24 protein-coding genes are annotated in these 13,118 nt (G+C 49.7%); 21 read left to right on the plus strand and 3 right to left on the minus strand.

Annotated elements, in window-relative coordinates; translation table 11 throughout:
* The first annotated feature begins 107 nt into the window (after window positions 1–107).
* The 4 genes from O1V65_RS23200 to O1V65_RS06045 all read left to right on the plus strand — a co-directional run bounded on the left by O1V65_RS23200 (window position 108) and on the right by O1V65_RS06045 (window position 1,926).
* Window positions 108–254 carry a protein NinF gene (locus tag O1V65_RS23200; protein WP_474200151.1) on the plus strand — a complete coding sequence of 49 codons (147 nt, stop codon included), beginning with the start codon at window positions 108–110 and terminating at the stop codon, window positions 252–254.
* Entirely contained in the window at window positions 232–834 is a 603-nt protein-coding gene (locus tag O1V65_RS06035) for a recombination protein NinG (protein WP_269130286.1), read from the plus strand. Before O1V65_RS23200 ends, O1V65_RS06035 begins: the two co-directional genes overlap by 23 nt.
* The gene (locus O1V65_RS06040; RefSeq protein ID WP_017491647.1) at window positions 831–1,073 is read left to right on the plus strand and encodes a hypothetical protein; all 243 of its coding nucleotides are present in this window, start codon (window positions 831–833) and stop codon (window positions 1,071–1,073) included. The genes O1V65_RS06035 and O1V65_RS06040 overlap by 4 nt, the downstream gene beginning before the upstream one ends.
* Window positions 1,074–1,158: 85 nt before the next feature.
* Window positions 1,159–1,926, plus strand: coding sequence for an antitermination protein Q (locus O1V65_RS06045; RefSeq protein WP_269130287.1), 768 nt, complete (start codon window positions 1,159–1,161; stop codon window positions 1,924–1,926).
* 173 nt (window positions 1,927–2,099) lie between these two features.
* Here the strand turns inward: O1V65_RS06045 and O1V65_RS06050 are convergent, their stop codons facing one another.
* On the minus strand, window positions 2,100–2,540 hold the full coding sequence (locus O1V65_RS06050; protein WP_269130288.1) for an Arc family DNA-binding protein: 441 nt from the start codon (window positions 2,538–2,540) through the stop codon (window positions 2,100–2,102).
* Window positions 2,541–2,660: 120 nt separating this feature from the next.
* Between O1V65_RS06050 and O1V65_RS06055 the strand changes: the two genes are divergently transcribed.
* From O1V65_RS06055 to O1V65_RS06070, 4 genes are all read left to right on the plus strand, one after another.
* Complete coding sequence (locus O1V65_RS06055) at window positions 2,661–2,828, plus strand: Arc family DNA binding domain-containing protein (RefSeq protein WP_269130289.1); 168 nt, start codon at window positions 2,661–2,663, stop codon at window positions 2,826–2,828.
* A gap of 72 nt (window positions 2,829–2,900) precedes the next feature.
* Complete coding sequence (locus O1V65_RS06060; RefSeq protein ID WP_269130290.1) at window positions 2,901–3,788, plus strand: phage antirepressor N-terminal domain-containing protein; 888 nt, start codon at window positions 2,901–2,903, stop codon at window positions 3,786–3,788.
* Between the two features lie 79 nt (window positions 3,789–3,867).
* Entirely contained in the window at window positions 3,868–4,659 is a 792-nt protein-coding gene (locus tag O1V65_RS06065) for an ORF6N domain-containing protein (protein ID WP_269130291.1), read from the plus strand.
* On the plus strand, window positions 4,656–4,892 hold the full coding sequence (locus tag O1V65_RS06070; protein WP_269130292.1) for a hypothetical protein: 237 nt from the start codon (window positions 4,656–4,658) through the stop codon (window positions 4,890–4,892). Before O1V65_RS06065 ends, O1V65_RS06070 begins: the two co-directional genes overlap by 4 nt.
* A gap of 218 nt (window positions 4,893–5,110) precedes the next feature.
* On the opposite strand, the gene O1V65_RS06075 is transcribed toward O1V65_RS06070, so the two are convergent.
* Together O1V65_RS06075 and O1V65_RS23140 are read right to left on the minus strand one after the other, a co-directional pair.
* The gene (locus tag O1V65_RS06075; RefSeq protein WP_017491645.1) at window positions 5,111–5,518 is read right to left on the minus strand and encodes a type II toxin-antitoxin system HicB family antitoxin; all 408 of its coding nucleotides are present in this window, start codon (window positions 5,516–5,518) and stop codon (window positions 5,111–5,113) included.
* A gap of 63 nt (window positions 5,519–5,581) precedes the next feature.
* Window positions 5,582–5,941, minus strand: coding sequence for a type II toxin-antitoxin system HicA family toxin (locus O1V65_RS23140; RefSeq protein ID WP_420066645.1), 360 nt, complete (start codon window positions 5,939–5,941; stop codon window positions 5,582–5,584).
* A 12-nt stretch (window positions 5,942–5,953) separates the two neighbouring features.
* Between O1V65_RS23140 and O1V65_RS06085 the strand changes: the two genes are divergently transcribed.
* The 13 genes from O1V65_RS06085 (at window position 5,954) to O1V65_RS06140 (ending at window position 13,118) form a co-directional block, all read left to right on the plus strand.
* Entirely contained in the window at window positions 5,954–6,595 is a 642-nt protein-coding gene (locus O1V65_RS06085; protein ID WP_017491643.1) for a glycosyltransferase family 2 protein, read from the plus strand.
* On the plus strand, window positions 6,576–7,529 hold the full coding sequence (locus tag O1V65_RS06090) for a glycosyltransferase family protein (protein ID WP_269130293.1): 954 nt from the start codon (window positions 6,576–6,578) through the stop codon (window positions 7,527–7,529). The genes O1V65_RS06085 and O1V65_RS06090 overlap by 20 nt, the downstream gene beginning before the upstream one ends.
* A 136-nt stretch (window positions 7,530–7,665) precedes the next feature.
* On the plus strand, window positions 7,666–7,980 hold the full coding sequence (locus O1V65_RS06095) for a hypothetical protein (protein WP_017491641.1): 315 nt from the start codon (window positions 7,666–7,668) through the stop codon (window positions 7,978–7,980).
* Window positions 7,980–8,474 (plus strand): lysozyme, encoded by a 495-nt coding sequence (locus O1V65_RS06100; protein WP_269130294.1) that lies wholly within the window; start codon window positions 7,980–7,982, stop codon window positions 8,472–8,474. Before O1V65_RS06095 ends, O1V65_RS06100 begins: the two co-directional genes overlap by 1 nt.
* Window positions 8,475–8,577: 103 nt before the next feature.
* Window positions 8,578–8,997 carry a hypothetical protein gene (locus tag O1V65_RS06105; RefSeq protein WP_269130296.1) on the plus strand — a complete coding sequence of 140 codons (420 nt, stop codon included), beginning with the start codon at window positions 8,578–8,580 and terminating at the stop codon, window positions 8,995–8,997.
* Window positions 8,948–9,142, plus strand: coding sequence for an Rz1-like lysis system protein LysC (gene lysC, locus O1V65_RS23145; protein ID WP_420066651.1), 195 nt, complete (start codon window positions 8,948–8,950; stop codon window positions 9,140–9,142). The genes O1V65_RS06105 and lysC overlap by 50 nt, the downstream gene beginning before the upstream one ends.
* Window positions 9,105–9,308, plus strand: coding sequence for a hypothetical protein (locus O1V65_RS06110; protein ID WP_269130297.1), 204 nt, complete (start codon window positions 9,105–9,107; stop codon window positions 9,306–9,308). The genes lysC and O1V65_RS06110 overlap by 38 nt, the downstream gene beginning before the upstream one ends.
* A gap of 80 nt (window positions 9,309–9,388) precedes the next feature.
* A complete protein-coding gene (locus O1V65_RS06115) occupies window positions 9,389–9,736 on the plus strand; it encodes a hypothetical protein (protein ID WP_269130298.1) in 348 nt (115 codons plus the stop codon).
* Between the two features lie 99 nt (window positions 9,737–9,835).
* Complete coding sequence (locus tag O1V65_RS06120) at window positions 9,836–10,069, plus strand: hypothetical protein (RefSeq protein ID WP_269130299.1); 234 nt, start codon at window positions 9,836–9,838, stop codon at window positions 10,067–10,069.
* Between the two features lie 50 nt (window positions 10,070–10,119).
* A complete protein-coding gene (locus tag O1V65_RS06125) occupies window positions 10,120–10,356 on the plus strand; it encodes a hypothetical protein (protein WP_269130300.1) in 237 nt (78 codons plus the stop codon).
* A gap of 123 nt (window positions 10,357–10,479) precedes the next feature.
* Window positions 10,480–11,106, plus strand: coding sequence for a putative metallopeptidase (locus tag O1V65_RS06130; RefSeq protein WP_420066646.1), 627 nt, complete (start codon window positions 10,480–10,482; stop codon window positions 11,104–11,106).
* Window positions 11,107–11,137: 31 nt separating this feature from the next.
* Complete coding sequence (locus tag O1V65_RS06135; protein ID WP_269130301.1) at window positions 11,138–11,617, plus strand: DUF2280 domain-containing protein; 480 nt, start codon at window positions 11,138–11,140, stop codon at window positions 11,615–11,617.
* Window positions 11,604–13,118 (plus strand): phage terminase large subunit family protein, encoded by a 1,515-nt coding sequence (locus O1V65_RS06140; protein WP_269130302.1) that lies wholly within the window; start codon window positions 11,604–11,606, stop codon window positions 13,116–13,118. The genes O1V65_RS06135 and O1V65_RS06140 overlap by 14 nt, the downstream gene beginning before the upstream one ends.

A 13,118-nucleotide genomic window follows, 5' to 3' on the forward strand; every position in this document is an offset into this window, starting at 1 on the left:
CCCCACCGCAAGAAACCCATCAAACCACCTGAACCAAGCCAGATAAAAACATTCGACTATCTCCACGGACTCCTTCAGGCCCGCTGGAACCGTATGAGGCTTACCAGATGAACGACGATCCAGTTTGCCAAGGCTGTGGCACGCCACTTAGCGACGATGAGACTTATGCATGCGCTGACTGCGCCGATTGGTGGGCCATGATGGGGCATGATATTGAGAGGAGAGAAGGGGATGAAGCTCCCGAAGAGCCGTAACTGCAAGATATGTAAAACCAGATTTAAGCCAGGCACGCTGTATGAGTGGTGGTGCTGCGAAGACCACAAAGTTGAATACGCGGTCCAGATAGCAGACAGAGCCCGGCAGAAGCGCATACAGGAGCAGGAGCGACGGCGAAAGAAAGAAGCCCAGCAAGAAAGGCAATCCCTCAAAGTAAGAAAGCTCGCAGTAAAACCACTCAGTTACTTCGCCAAACAAGCCCAGACCGAATTTAATGCATATATCCGTGAGCGTGATATGTCACAGCCGTGTATTAGCTGCGGCCGTTTCCATGATGGACAGTACCATGCCGGGCATTATCGAACGGTAGGAGCAAACCCTGAGTTGAGGTTTATAGAAGCCAACTGCCATAAACAGTGCGCCCCCTGTAATAACCACCTTTCCGGCAACATCGAGAACTACACCCCCGCAATCATCGCCAAAATTGGCAAAGAAGCCTATCAGCAACTGATGGGGCCGCATGAGGCTGTACGTTACCGCAGAGAAGACTACGAACGCATCAGGGATGAGTACAAGGCCAAAAGGAAAGCATTAAAACAACCTAGAGAAACTGCATGAAAATAACCCACTTCGTCAATGGTGAGACGTCCCGCATTCACATCTCCGGCCCATTCTGGCAACTCAATAAGGCGAGAAGGATTGCAGCAGCAGGCCTGCACATCGCATCGGTCAACAAATGGGAGGCAGTCGGGCTGACCTTCAAGATCACGCTGTACGGCCAGAACAGGCACGTTCTCCGCGCCTATAAGGCAGTTGCAGCTGAACAGGGGAGCGATAAATGCCCATTCTGGTTTTAATCCTGCACCTCTTTAGGCCTATCAAACCAGAACCTCAGCCAGCCCACTGGCAATCATGGGACACCCATCCAAAGCGGAGAAAGAAATGAGCCTTGAATCTAGCGTTAAATTTCACTTCCCAAAAACGCAGAATTTCACCAGCATGCCGCCTGCAACAGCATCTGACGCTTTATCTGGAACGGATATGATGGGAGCTATGGGGTTGACTCAAAGCTTAGCGCCACTGGGATATAGCGCTTTCATGGGTAAGATTGGGATTAGCAAAAACGACGCAACTCGCGCCGTTTCATTACTTCAAGATATTGCACTAAAAACCTGCGATAAGGTTGCCGCCTTACGCAAACTCGAAACTGATATTAAACCAATCGTTATGCAAATCCTCGCAACTTATGCGTATCTGGATCACTGCCAAAGCGCGGCCAGTAAAAAGCCATGCCCAAGTTGTCAGGCATCAGGGTTTATTGATGCAGAGGTATTCACCATGAAAGCACCGCTCTCAGGTGGAATAAGACGCAATGTGCGCGAGGTGGTAAGGCTTAAATGCCATCAATGTGATGGGAAGGGAGTAATTTCGTCCTCCTGCAATGACTGTAAGGGCAGAGGACGGGCTGTAAGCCGAAAATTAAGTGAAGAGCAGGGTGTTCCGGTGTTATGCGACTGTAAGCGATGTGGCGGCAGAGGTTATGAGCGCATGCCTTCTACTGATGCCTATAACGCTGTCTGTCTGGTTACTGATGTGCTCTCGCTGGATACTTGGAAAAAGACGGTAAAGCCTTTTTACGATCAGCTTATTACCAGATTAGAAATTGAAGAGGGGTATGCGAATAGTGTTTTAGCGAAGGTGGCTAGATAACTCGGTACAGCCCACTTAGGTGGGCTTTTTGTTGTGCAAAAATACTTATCTCTTGCTAACGATTGATAGCGACATAATCGAATCCATCACATTTACAGCGATAAGTTAGCATGGTTTACCGCATCAGCGAAAAATGGGGGGGAGCGGCCTGTAAGACGGGCTTTTAGTTGTTGCTATTCTGATTGCTGAGGAATTTCTACCAAAAAACCATCAGCGTCCCATGAGGTTTCTAGCACGATATACCCAAGCTCTTTTAAGCGGCTAAAGGTCGGTTGGAATACTGCTGCAAAGTCATCATCACTTAACCCATATAGCTCGAGATCACTCAGCTCTACACTGAAACTAGTATGTCCAATTCTTATCTTCTTATTTATCTCAGCAAATGTTCTTTTAAATACGATGCTCGACAACTCATCTTTAGCTTTGTTAACGATGGCAATTGCCTCTTTGGCCGAAATTAATTCATCGGCAGGGATTTCATTCAGAAAGCTCAAGCCTAGTCTTTGAACTATTTCAGAGTTCAAAGTGCGGTTGCTGCCTTTTGCTGAGATTTCAATTTTTTCTTTTAATTCAACGGGGAGTCTGATTCGAAATTGAGGGTCTTCTCTGCTCATAGCGATTCCAAATTTGATTATACATATCCCTCCGAATTATGCCCCACGGTGGGGTTGACTTCAATGACGCACGGTGTGACAATAAATTTGCCTCACGGTGAGGCAAAAAGGAGGGGTGAGATGCAAAAAGCAAAAGACATGTACCAGCGAAAGATTCGTTTCCCAGAAGAGTTGTGCTTGGCAATTCAAAGGAATGGTGAGGCGGAGAGTCGCCAGTTTACTACTGAAGTGATCTATCAGTTGAAGAAGGTATACGGATTGATAGGGCAGAGAAAAGATGAAGCTTGAAAACGACGAAGCCCCAACTGCTCGAACAGTCAGGGCTTCTGATTTGTCAGTAACCTTAAGCGAGTAACCAACATGAACAGTATAGCAATTATTGAAGCAGTGAACACTACCTCTTTACCGTTCCACGGTCAGAGTATTATCACGGCTATGGCAGCGGGTGTGGCTTATGTGGCGATGCGGCCAATTGTCGAGAACATTGGTATTGATTGGACGGGACAGTCGGTTAAATTACGAAATCAAAAGGATAAATTCAACTGTAGAGATATCTCTATGGTTGCTGCCGATGGGAAGGTTCGAAAGCTTCTTTGTCTCCCATTACAGAAACTCAACGGCTGGCTGTTCAGCATCAACCCGGCAAAAGTCCGAGATGATATCCGCGACCGCCTGATCCGTTATCAGGAAGAATGTTTCACAGCCCTCCATGATTATTGGACTAAAGGCGCAGCGGTCCGTAAGCCTGAAACCACTGTTGACGATCGCACGCCATTGCGCGGCATCGTAAATCGCATCATGGGTAAATATGGGCTGACCTATCAGGCGGTTTATAAATTGGTGCATAAAGAGTTCGGCGTAAACCATATCGACGAACTTTCACCGAAGCAGACCGCTGAAGCGGTCGAGTATTTGGCAGGCAAGGTGATTGAAGGTGAATGGATGCCGAAGCAGGAATTACCCGCACCGATCGTTAAGCAGTTCTCAGATGAGGAGTTGCTTCAAATGACAAACGTATGGCTGTGGGCAGAACGCGCTCGCAAGATGAGCAAGCTTATTTACCCGGCACTCACCAGCATTGAATCGCGCTGGGCTGGAAACTTCTACGACCTTTCTCATGAGACGGTTTATCCGCTGGAAGAATCACGCAAGGTACTGGCACGTGAAACGGCGCATATCAAAGGTTCTGGGCGTCAGGGTGAGCGTCAGGAAAAGATGCTGGGAATGATTCGTAAGGAGTTGCACTGAAAGGCGCACTGGACGACGCAAAAAGAAAAACCGCCAATGTGGAGTTGGCGGTTCAGATTACTACTGATTGGAGATTCTAATGCAACAATCAACATCAACTGGCTTAAATGTAGCAAAATCTATTCATCTTGTCGATCCTGACCTGCTACCAGTGATTGAGCTGCGAGGTGTACGCGTTTTGACTACTGTGACCCTAGCTAAGGGTTACGGGACCGATGAGGCGAATATCAGAAAAAATCTGTCACGTAATAATGAACGTTTCGTTGAAGGAGTGCATATTTTTACTATCGAAGGTGATGAGCTTCAAGATTTGCGAGTGACTAATAGTCACGCACAAATTTCGAACAAAGCTCGCAGCCTTACCCTCTGGACTGAAAAGGGCGCAGCACGAATGTCTAAGGTTGTTGATACTGACGAAGCTTGGTCATTTTTCGAAAAACTTGAGGACTCCTACTTCCGTCCACAGACATCATCAGTCTTGCCGCTCAGTTATGAGCAAGCTCTGGAGGATTTGCTCGTTAAGGTGAAAGAAAACCGGATGCTGGCAGAACAGCGTGATCATGCCGTCCAGACTAAAGCTTGGATTGGTGAAAAGCGTGAAGCGACGGCAATGGCAACTGCCTCAGCAGCGGTCCGCAAAAAGAACGAACTTGCCGCTAAACTTGGTGAATGCTCAAAATTTGCGACCATTAAAGCGGTTGAGCGTGAAACGGGAACAAAATATAGCCCGTATCCAATGCGTAAGTGGTGCAAGCAGAACGGACTTAGCGGCAAAGACGTTCCAGATGAAACTTATGGTTCTGTCAAGGCTTGGCCCGCTGAAGCGTGGAAAGCTGTTAACAACATAGACCTTAAAAAGGTATATAAATGACAGTAATTAAATTTCCGGATAAAAAGCCTAATATCGTAGAGTTTAAAGCAAATCAAGGCTTAGAGTTTATCTCTGCGCTAATGCAAGACATTAGCCACTTTGCTGAATGCGCATTAGACAACACCTATGGTATAGAGGATTTCCCAGAGCATGAATTGGAAGCTATCAGAACTGCCCTGTCAGGGATAACTGATACGGCGGCGGGACTGCGAAGGCGGATTTTAGGTAATTAACTTTATTTACAAAAACAAACCCACTTGACCGTGGGTTTTGTATTTCAATCTCACTAGTACGATAAAGCTTGTTCACTATTTTATTGTGGGCTATTTACTTTTCCCGAATCTGTGTGTATTGTTCTCTAACGCTGAGATTCCGTTGATTCGTTGCGGAACCTAAAAAGATAAACAAAAGCCCAGACTTTAACCGGTCTGGGCTTTTTGCGTTTTAGGCTTTATCCGCGCGCAATTTCTTTCCTTGCTAACTCAGCGAGAAAGGCAGAGCGGTTTTTATACTGGCCGTTCTTCTCGATAAACCTATCGATCGCCGCGATGAGATTGCTTGGCATCGTTAAGTTGAACTTAACTGCCTTGCTTTCATATTTTGTTGGGTCAATTTCCACAAAGCCGAGAAATCCGCCATCTTCAATGAGTCTTTCATCACCAAGATAAGCGGATACGTCGGCTGGCGCAGGCACGTGATCACCTCTTTCGGTTAACACATCACAATGCGCCCCAAACGCTGCTTCAGAATCTTTAACGGCATCTTCAAGCGTGTCACCAGAAAAGAAACATCCTGGAACATCAGGGAAGTAGCCATCAAAGCCGCTTTCGCTTTTGAAAATGAAGATTGGGTAAATCATATAAACCTCTTGTGTTTAACGGCTGATGCAGAGTTAAAGGGGCGGCTTTCGCCGCGCCCTGAGTTACAACAATTTCATTCCTGTGTACTTCTGAACCTGTCGGAGAATGCCTTTTGAAGTGTCTTTCCTCGGGTGGGGTATGGTGATTATTTCTCTTACCCCTTCCTTTGAGAAAGTGCGGTGGCTTCCTGAGCGTCCCACCTCCTTCCATCCGTCAGCTTCGAGAAGCTTTATCAACTCTCTACTTTGCATCAAGCCTCCATGTTGTCTTGATGTGGGTATAATACCCACATCAAGAGAGTTCGTCAATATATTTATGGGTAGTATACCCACCTTTTTTAGTCCCTGCCAAATGGTGACGACCCAATAAGGCAAACCTGTATCGCCCGAGCGTCTACGGCAGGGACTAAACCCCATTCTCATTAAAGGCAGCTTATGAAAATCGGCATTGGCGTCATTACCACTGGTGACCGGTTGATCCCTGAATATGCGATGCCCGGCAATGCTGTCTTTGAGGTGTTTACCGATGCAGATCGAAACGGCCCGGCTTATGCCCGCAATCGCGTTCTCAAGTCTCTTTACGATCAGGACTGTGATTACATTTTCCTGATGGACGATGACGTCACACCGCGCCGGGAAGATTGGGCGGAGCTGGCGATCACGGCTGCAAACAAACGCGGATTGGACTTCATCGGCTGGCCGCATGTTTTTGAAACATTGCCTTATGGCTATGTCGATGGCGTGTTGTTCTGTACCGGCGTAACGGTGCAGTTCTCGATGCTTACCCGCAAATGCGTTGAGCTGGTCGGATATTTTGATGAGCGATACGGAAAATACGGCCCTGAAGACATCACCTACGCTTACCGCGCGCATCGGGCGGGTCTCTGCGGTCGCTCCTGCGGCTGGGAAGTCCCTCTCTCAGTAGTGGCCGGGGTTCATGTAGAAGACATGTTCTCGGGCTTTCGTAAATCAGTTGTGCCAGACGACGTTAAGAAGGCCGGAATGGAAGCAGGAAACAAATTGTTAGAACAACTGGTGAGAGATGGAGGCCCTGTTTATGTCGGCTACCCAGAATAATCTCACCTCAAACCTGTTTGCCGATCTGCGGCCTTCGACGGCCTGCGACTTCCACCGCGTTGTTTTGCCTTATGAGCACATGCAGCGGACCACGATGCCGCAGCCTAAAGTACCGGTCTACTGGTGCAACCGCATGCCCACTGGTGGTTATGCAGAGATGATCCAGAAGAAGCGTGAAGGTTACCGCGTGGTGATCGACATAGATGACCACTGGATGCTTGATGAGGGCCACTACCTTTATGACCGATTCCGCAAGGCTGGTGTAAATGAAGTCATCCCGCTTTGTCTGAAAGAGGCGGCGGCTGTGATTGTCACGACACCGCATCTCGCTTCACAGGTCAGGAAGATTAATCGCAATGTGGTGGTGATCCCCAACGCTTTGCCATATGACGAAGGGCAATTTACCCGGTCCCAGGATCTGGAATCGGATACGCCCTTCATTTGGGCCGGTGGCGCGTCGCACCGTGAAGACCTGAAGCTTTTGCCCCAGTCGCCTGAATTGACTATTGCCGGGGTGCGCTTCGATGATTCGGAGTGGAAAAAAATTCTCGGCGGCATCAAAGCCCAGAAGATTAAACCGGCCATGCGGCTCGCGGAATACATGCGGTTGTATGACGGACACAAGGCCTCGCTTGCCCCTTTGGTCGATACAGCGTTCAACCGCTGCAAGTCCAATCTGAAGATGCTTGAGGCTGGGGCCAAGGGACTGGCGTTTATCGCCTCCAAGGTCCGACCCTATTTCAATGAGGTGGACTGCGATCACGTTCTCTACGCTGAGAGCGCGCATGAGTTTTCCCGAAAGATGAAGGCGCTGGCCGCTGAAAAAAACCAGATGGAAGACTATCAGTGCTCGCTGGCCGAGCATGTACGCCTTAATTATCACCTGACGGATGCGAATGAACTACGCCGCCAGCTATTCGAATCATTTTCTTGAAGGCTCCCGCGCAGATGGGTAGCCATCCCCCATTTAGCGCCGAGTGGTTAACCCTCAAATCTCCTGTAGCACTTTATTCCGGCGCTAATCCTCACGACTACAAAACACAGCCAACTAAAAGTTGGAGGTGGAGATTATGAAGATGAACCAACAGAACGACGGAGCTTGGACACATTTTTGGGCCACTATTACGGCGCTTGCCAGTGCGGCGGGCCTTACTACTGAACAATGGGTTTACGTATTCTGCGCAATTCTCGGCGCGATATTGTCGTTTAGCTCCTACCTGAATAATAAGCGCGCCCTGAAAGAGCGTCAGATTCAGGACGAGAAGCGCACAGAAGTCCTTCAGGCGTATCTGGCAGGAAAAAAGGCCAGCGCTGAAGCCGATCCGGCTACTGTAGCCAGCAACGTGAGTAACGTAATTGGTGAGATGGAAGAGGCTGATTCCTAATGGCTATGTCACCGGCAATGCGAAATAAAATCCTTAAGTTGGGCGGAACAACCGCGTTAACAATAGCGATTGCTCTGCTCGGTGGCCCGGACGGCGCAGAAGGTCAGCGCAGCACGCCCTACCGTGACCAAGGCGGCGTATGGACCGTATGCAGCGGCATAACCGGCGCAGACGTGATACCCGGACACCACTACTCTGACAAAGAGTGTGATGCGCTTCTTGTAAAACACCTGATCCCGGTTAAAAAAGCCGTGGACGCCGCCGTGAAGGTGCCGATCGACGAATACACCCGTGCGGCGCTTTACTCCTTCGCCTACAACGTCGGGGTTGGGGCTTTCCGTCGTTCTGCTTTGCTGCGTCATCTCAACGCCGGTAACACGATTGAAGCCTGTAACGATCTGCGCCAGTGGGTCTACGTGAACAAGCAGCGTAATCGCGGGCTAATCAACCGGCGCGAGATTGACAGGCAAGTCTGCCTAATGGGGCAATCATGAATCGTCATGAGGTAGCCGCGATGCTTTTCTTCTTTCCCTTCGTGATGGCGCTATTTGGCAAAGAAGGGTGGGGTTGGTGCTTGTTCATTGGGGTGCTGCTCTCATGATCAACAAAATCGCCGTGATGACCACTGTGCTTATTCTGGCCTGCATTAGCTTGCTGATGTTCATCGCTTTCCACTTCTACGGTAAGACGGTGAGCCAACAATCCGAGATTTCCGCCGCCAATCAGGCAAAGAATCAGGCTGAATTTATCACCCAATCTCAGGCGCTCTCTGTGGGCATCTTCAACCAGATCGCCGGAGCAACAATCGATGACCAGAAATCGAATATTGCCAAGAGTCAGGATCGGCAAGTCGTCATTAAAACGGTTCTGCAAACAGAGCCGTGCACTGTGGTTAATATTCCTTCTGCCGCTGCTGACAGCCTGCTCACACACTACAACGCAATACGTACAGGTTCCGGTAACACCAATTCCGACAAGTCTGCTTCAGCAGTGCCAGCCATCGCCGCCACCAAGTGACCCTCTAACCTACGGGGCGGCGGTGCTGTGGAACGAGCTGCTGCTGACCAACTTACAGAACTGCAACAATCAACTCGATGGCATCCGCAAAATTGAGGTAACTCGCAATGACCAAAGTCCCAATGCAAAAGCCCAGGGCGAATGACGTCGATGAGTTGATTGCCCGTGAAGCCTACAAAGAATATGCAGCCCAAGGGCATGGCAGTCAGTCATTCGAACGGCTGCATGAGCGTGGAGGGTTCTGCGCCATGGAAATAATCCTACTGCTATACCAACGCATTCAGAGAATCGAAGAGGCCAGACAGAAATGATTAAGCAATTTTTCGAATGGCTGAAAGGTCTTTATTACACCCCAGCCGCCACGGCTGAAACCCAATCATCAGGAGTTACCATGACCGACCAAGTAGTAGACGTCACCCTGCCCGCAGCAGCTGTTCCCGCTGCCGCAGTCGTAGCAACAGACACTTCAGCACAGACAGTAGCGCCAGTTGTTGTAAGTGCAGAAGTAGCAGCGCCTGCTGCCGCAGTAGTGACAGCGCCAGTAGCTGATACCTCAACTGTGGTAGAGACAGCCGTTGCGACTGCCGCCGCAGCTGTGACCACTTCCGCACTGGCCGAATTCAAAGCCAAAGCAGAAGCTGAGGTAGCAGCGTTTGTTGCGTTCGTTGAGCACGGCATCAAAGTGCTAGGTGCAGACGCCGAAGCCGAGCTGGTGGCCCTGAAAAACAAGTATCTATAAATGTAACGCTAAAATATTAGCCAATTTTGTTAATAACATTTAACAAAAATTCAAGCCTGGCTCATCATGGTCTCCTTTCTAATAAATAATCAGGTGGGCATGTCTATGGAGCGGGATTTTGAATACAACGGTTATAGAGTTGTCATGACTTTAAATACTTACCCAACAAAATTTAGCTTCAGTTATCAAGTTACGGATATTCAAACGGGCTTGGTCATTAGCCAACTTGGTTCTCCTTTAGAAGAGCATTCTCTACTAGGGGCTTTTAATTATGCCTTGTTCGCTGAAAATGAAGTAATCAGAAAAATTGATGCTTATATCGATGATAAATAATGAGACCGCCTACGGGCGGTTTTTTATTGCCTTAAATTCAGGAGTTAAAAATGACAGATGTAACCACCGACGAACTAAAATCTGCGATTACCGACGCAGATGTGACAGCACTGATCGCAAGCAAAATCACTGAAGCCAAAACCGTTGGCTTGGCTGATGCAGTGACAGCCTCAATCGCTGCACTGTTCCCGGGCAGCACAGACCCTACATCTGATGCTTTGGCATCGACTACTGCTGTAGTGGGAGATAACTCAGAATATGATGGCACAGTAGCTGCTGTGGCGTAATTTATAAAATTCTGCAAAAGGCATTCATAGAGTGCCTTTGACAGAATAAACATATTGAATCCTTAGGTGGTGGTGATGAAATTGCCGAGGGTAATACTCAACTAGCCAGCAGGATATTCTAAAATGACCGATTCTATCAAAAGACCGATGCCACCATTAGACCCTGCTGGCAGATTTCATTTTTACAATCGAGTCTTTCCTGCGCCCGAAGTTCTTGAATGGGTTAACGGACAAATTCTTGATGAAGACGGTCCGCTTTATAACGAAGACCATGCCCACCTGATTGAAGCCGACATAAAAATCATGTGGGCATCGTCGGCATTCGAAAAGCAGGGTAGAACTGTGCTAGGTCAAGCCGAGCAAGTGGCAATGCGTGTCGGTGGCTGGCAGAAGGCCAGAATGGAGCAGCAGATGCATGAGTGGTTCGGTGAAGTGCCGAAATTCATCATCACACTGGCAGCAGACTATTGTTCTCAGTGCACTGACCTTGAATTCTGCGCACTGGTCGAGCATGAGCTTTATCACATCGGCCAGGCCAAGGATGAATTCGGCGCGCCAAAATTCAACAAAGAAGGTCAGCCGGTATTGGCAATGAGGGGTCACGACGTTGAAGAATTTATTGGCGTTGTTCGAAGATACGGTGCGAGCGTTGAAGTCCAGGAGATGATTGACGCTGCGAAAAAAAAACCAGAGGTCGCGGGAATCGACATTGCGAGAGCATGCGGTACGTGCCTGCTAAGACTGGCCTAATGCTTTATTCAGATTGTCATGGAGGAAACCTATGGCCGCACTTTCAACAGAGGTCAAAGCCTTCATTGTTCAATCGTTAGCATGCTTTGAGCCTCCCGCAAAAGTAGTTGAGCTTGTAAAGGCTGAATTTAATGTCCAAGTCTCTCGCCAGCAGGTTTCTCAGTACAGCCCTGGCAACGCTATGGCTGCCAAGTTGAGCCAGAAATGGGTAGACCTTTTCGCAAGCACCAGGAAGCGTTTTCAAGAAGAAGTATCGGATATCCCTATCGCCAATAAGGCCTATCGTCTGCGGGTTCTGGATCGCATGGCAACTAAAGCTGAAGGCATGAAAAACTTTGGTATGACCGCCCAGCTTATTGAGCAGGCGGCCAAAGAGGCTGGCGACGCGTATACCAACCGGCAGAAGATTGAGCATACAGGGAAGGATGGCGGCCCGATCGAATCAACAACGCTGACGAAAGAAGAATACAGGCAAGCTCGACAGGAGATGTTGGAGGATGACGACTGTTGAGCAGAGGAATTACGCGCGAAGCATAGAATGCGAGGAGGACGGGCTTTACTTCTCCCGCTACTTCTTCAAGCAGCGTACCGGCGGCAAGATGATTGTCGCGCCACACCACGAGGTGATTCAGCAGACCCTCGACCGGGTGATTTCTGGTGAGATAAACCGGCTGATCATCAACGTTCCGCCTGGCTATACAAAAACAGAGCTGGCGACCATCAACATGATGGGACGCGGCCTGGCGTTGAACAATCGCGCCCGCTTCATGCACCTGTCCTATTCGCACAACCTGGCGCTGCTTAACTCCTCGACTGCGCGCGGCGTAATTAAGTCTCGCGCGTATCAGAGCATGTGGCCTATGGAGCTGCGCGATGATGCGGACAGTAAGGCGATGTGGTGGAACCAGTTCGGCGGCGGCGTCTATGCGTCGTCGGCAGCCGGGCAGGTAACGGGCTTTCGTGCCGGGCATATGGAGCCAGGCTGGCAAGGCGCACTGATCATCGATGACCCAGTTAAGCCGGATGATGCTTACTCGGAGACGGTACGTGATGGCGTAAACAACCGCTTTAACGAAACGATCAAATCGCGCCTGGCTATTGAAACCACGCCTATGATCGTCATCATGCAGCGCATCCATTACCACGACCTCAGCGGCTATCTTCTGCGCGGGGGAAGCGGTGAAATGTGGCATCACCTGAATTTGCCGGTGATCATCGATAACCACAAGAGCTACGCCGACCTCTACCCGGACAACACTCACGCTATTCCTATCGATCATGGCCTGCCTGATGGCTGGCTGTGGCCGTTTAAGCACAACGAGTCTCACCGTGTAGCGCTGTTCTCTCACCGGCGTACAGCCGAAGCCCAGTATATGCAGAACCCACGGCGCTTTAACGCCGAGGGCGCCCTATGGACTGAGGACATGGTTAACGCTGCGCACCAGATGTCTATCCTCCTGGATAAGTCGAGAACGGTTGTGGGCATCGACCCGCAGGCCTCCAACAATCCAGACAGCGATGAAACGGGGATTGTCGTCGCTTCCTCCTACGGTGGCGGCAAAGAGCGCTTGTACTCCCTCGATGGCGACTATTCGGGCCATTACTCGCCGAATGGATGGGCAACCAGAGCTATCGATGCGTACAAGGCGCACGACGCTGATGCCATCGTTATTGAGACGAACCAGGGCGGCGATATGGCCGAGGAAACGCTGAAGAACGCCGGATTCAACGGGCGCATCATTCGCGTTCACGCCAGCAAAGGTAAATTCGCCCGAGCTGAGCCAATTTCGGCGCTTTATTCGCAAGGTAAGGTCGCTCACCTGGGCAACCTGTACCAAGTCGAAAATCAGTACCTAGAGTACGTACCGGCCACCGCGAAGAAATCCCCGGACAGGCTCGACGCCGCCGTCTGGGCGTTGACCGAATTAAGCGTCGGCGCGGGCGGCCTAAACATGAACCCAAGCACTGCCGCCAGGGCGCGCGCACGTAACCTTCAATCACGACGCGGTTAA

This window comes from Rouxiella badensis, assembly GCF_026967515.2.
GTDB classification, from domain to species: Bacteria; Pseudomonadota; Gammaproteobacteria; order Enterobacterales; family Enterobacteriaceae; genus Rouxiella; species Rouxiella badensis.

Coding starts and splice junctions, on each gene's coding strand:
- O1V65_RS23200 (WP_474200151.1), top strand. CDS start 108: ATGAACGACGATCCAGTTTGCCAAGGCTGTGGCACGCCACTTAGCGAC.
- O1V65_RS06070 (WP_269130292.1), top strand. CDS start 4,656: ATGACAGTAATTAAATTTCCGGATAAAAAGCCTAATATCGTAGAGTTT.
- O1V65_RS06075 (WP_017491645.1), bottom strand. CDS start 5,518: ATGATTTACCCAATCTTCATTTTCAAAAGCGAAAGCGGCTTTGATGGC.
- O1V65_RS06035 (WP_269130286.1), top strand. CDS start 232: ATGAAGCTCCCGAAGAGCCGTAACTGCAAGATATGTAAAACCAGATTT.
- O1V65_RS06120 (WP_269130299.1), top strand. CDS start 9,836: ATGTCTATGGAGCGGGATTTTGAATACAACGGTTATAGAGTTGTCATG.
- O1V65_RS06105 (WP_269130296.1), top strand. CDS start 8,578: ATGATCAACAAAATCGCCGTGATGACCACTGTGCTTATTCTGGCCTGC.
- O1V65_RS06140 (WP_269130302.1), top strand. CDS start 11,604: ATGACGACTGTTGAGCAGAGGAATTACGCGCGAAGCATAGAATGCGAG.
- O1V65_RS06110 (WP_269130297.1), top strand. CDS start 9,105: ATGACCAAAGTCCCAATGCAAAAGCCCAGGGCGAATGACGTCGATGAG.
- O1V65_RS06050 (WP_269130288.1), bottom strand. CDS start 2,540: ATGAGCAGAGAAGACCCTCAATTTCGAATCAGACTCCCCGTTGAATTA.
- O1V65_RS06100 (WP_269130294.1), top strand. CDS start 7,980: ATGGCTATGTCACCGGCAATGCGAAATAAAATCCTTAAGTTGGGCGGA.
- O1V65_RS06045 (WP_269130287.1), top strand. CDS start 1,159: ATGAGCCTTGAATCTAGCGTTAAATTTCACTTCCCAAAAACGCAGAAT.
- O1V65_RS06135 (WP_269130301.1), top strand. CDS start 11,138: ATGGCCGCACTTTCAACAGAGGTCAAAGCCTTCATTGTTCAATCGTTA.
- O1V65_RS06055 (WP_269130289.1), top strand. CDS start 2,661: ATGCAAAAAGCAAAAGACATGTACCAGCGAAAGATTCGTTTCCCAGAA.
- O1V65_RS06040 (WP_017491647.1), top strand. CDS start 831: ATGAAAATAACCCACTTCGTCAATGGTGAGACGTCCCGCATTCACATC.
- O1V65_RS06085 (WP_017491643.1), top strand. CDS start 5,954: ATGAAAATCGGCATTGGCGTCATTACCACTGGTGACCGGTTGATCCCT.
- O1V65_RS06125 (WP_269130300.1), top strand. CDS start 10,120: ATGACAGATGTAACCACCGACGAACTAAAATCTGCGATTACCGACGCA.
- O1V65_RS06095 (WP_017491641.1), top strand. CDS start 7,666: ATGAAGATGAACCAACAGAACGACGGAGCTTGGACACATTTTTGGGCC.
- O1V65_RS06130 (WP_420066646.1), top strand. CDS start 10,480: ATGACCGATTCTATCAAAAGACCGATGCCACCATTAGACCCTGCTGGC.
- O1V65_RS06065 (WP_269130291.1), top strand. CDS start 3,868: ATGCAACAATCAACATCAACTGGCTTAAATGTAGCAAAATCTATTCAT.
- O1V65_RS06115 (WP_269130298.1), top strand. CDS start 9,389: ATGACCGACCAAGTAGTAGACGTCACCCTGCCCGCAGCAGCTGTTCCC.
- O1V65_RS06090 (WP_269130293.1), top strand. CDS start 6,576: ATGTCGGCTACCCAGAATAATCTCACCTCAAACCTGTTTGCCGATCTG.
- O1V65_RS06060 (WP_269130290.1), top strand. CDS start 2,901: ATGAACAGTATAGCAATTATTGAAGCAGTGAACACTACCTCTTTACCG.
- O1V65_RS23140 (WP_420066645.1), bottom strand. CDS start 5,941: ATGAGAATGGGGTTTAGTCCCTGCCGTAGACGCTCGGGCGATACAGGT.